The 1,746-nt window shown below is 64.9% G+C and carries 1 protein-coding gene and 1 pseudogene; both read right to left on the bottom strand.

Translation table 11 applies throughout. The features are described from left to right. Positions 1-401, bottom strand: a pseudogene (locus tag EOD07_RS33330) (two-component sensor histidine kinase); the annotation flags it as partial. Beyond that, a complete protein-coding gene (locus EOD07_RS33325; RefSeq protein ID WP_073989893.1) occupies positions 389-1,087 on the bottom strand; it encodes a response regulator transcription factor in 699 nt (232 codons plus the stop codon). The pseudogene EOD07_RS33330 and the gene EOD07_RS33325, both read right to left, overlap by 13 nt. Positions 1,088-1,746 lie beyond the last annotated feature (659 nt).

Below are 1,746 nucleotides of genomic sequence, written 5' to 3'. Positions count from 1 at the left end.
TCGTCGAGGATGCCGTCGAGCCGGGCGCCGATGGCCGCGAAGGCCGGATCGGGGGTGGCGGGAAGCGCCGCGGGGCGCATCGGCATGACATCGTCGGAGGCGAGGTCGAGGCGCGGCTCGATCGGATCATAGGGATAGTTGTTGTCCCGCGCCGGATCGGCCGAGATCGGCGAACCCAGCCTGTCCTGGGGAATGCCGGCCGCGCGCACCTCCTGGGCATAAAGGGCCGCGACCACCGCGCCCTGCGCGATCAGCTCTCCCTCGGTCTGGCGGATCAGCTGGTTCTCGTAGAGCCGGAAGAAGAAGAGCCCAACCAGCGGCAGCGCCATGACCACGATCAGGATGGCGATGACGACGGTGGCGAGCCGCGGCCGCCACCTTTCCTTGCTCAACCACCGCATCGGCCGAGCCGGAAGCCGACGCCATGCACCGTCGCGATCACGTCGAGGCAGCCGACCGCCGCCAGCTTGGCCCGCACGTTGCGGATGTGGCTGTCGACCGTGCGTTCCGAGACATGGATGTTGGAGGCATAGGCATTGGCCATCACCGCGTCGCGGCCGAGCACGTGCTGCGGCCGGGCGAGGAAGCCTTTCAGGATCGCGAATTCGATCGCCGTCAAGGTGAGCGGCTTGCCGTCGAAGCTCGCCGCATGGCTTGCCGGGACAAGCATGAGCTTGCCATGCGCGAATTCCCGATCGTCGGCTTCCTCTTCCACAATGGCCGGCCGCGCCCGCCGCAGGATGACGTTGACTCGGGCGACCAGCTCGCGCGGGCTGAACGGCTTGGTCACATAATCGTCGCCGCCCATTTCCAGCCCGAGGATGCGGTCGATCTCTTCGTCGCGCGCGGACAAGAACAGCACCGGCACGTCGGATTTCTGCCTCAGCCTGCGGCAGACCTCCAGTCCGTCCATCTCCGGCATGCCGATATCGAGCACGATGAGATCCGGCGCGCCGCGCTCGACCGCCTGGAGCGCCGCCGCGCCATTGGCCACGGCGGCCGTCTTCATGCCGGCCTTTTCCAGTGCGAAGCAGATGATCTCGCGGATATGCGGGTCATCGTCGGCGACGAGGATGTTGTGCGGCATGAAATCAGCGGCCCGGTGCGTAAGGTTGGGTGACGGCAGGATTAGAGCAATTCCATGGAGAAGTGCGAAATTGTTTTGCGCATGCCTGGGCAGGGCCCATGGCAAGGTTGGCTAGGAGCCTCATCGCTGGACCGTCCTCGGCGTGTCCGCTCCCACTATGTGGAGCGACCTCGGGGTGAAAAGCAGGATGCCCGCCTCATGGCATGGCCTTTGCGGCTCGACGAGCCACCAGCCTTCATGGATGAGCCGGCGCGGCAGGGACCAGCGGGATGTGTGAGGTGTTCGCATGACGCCGGTTTCGCCGGCCCGTGCGGAAAGCGCGCGGCGGATTGGAGGAGGTTTTCCGCAAGGGTTTGCAGTTTTCGTGCAGGGCAGCTCTCCTTGAGAGCAGGATAATCGCTTAGGGCGCCCCCTCTCCGTCTCGGCTTCGCCGAGCCACCTCTCACCCGCCATAAAGGCGGGGGCGAGGAACCCAAGCTTACAAAGGCCGCGCCGTTGGCGGCTAGCGTTTCCTCGCCCCCACAAAGTGGGGCTAGGGGATGCACACATCTTTTGAGATGAATGACTCGCTTTTGATTGGCGGTCTTGTGTTGGGGTGTGATTCCGTCTGCGATGCGTTGATGGAGATGCGTCGCGATGTCAGCCCATGAGATCGGATT

Source organism: Mesorhizobium sp. M2C.T.Ca.TU.002.02.1.1, from assembly GCF_003997225.1.
Note: the sequence above shows the minus strand (reverse complement) of the source record. Positions and strands in the feature narration are given on the sequence as shown.

Excerpts from the sequence above, each read along its gene's own strand:
- EOD07_RS33325 (WP_073989893.1), bottom strand. The coding sequence starts at position 1,087 with ATGCCGCACAACATCCTCGTCGCCGACGATGACCCGCATATCCGCGAG.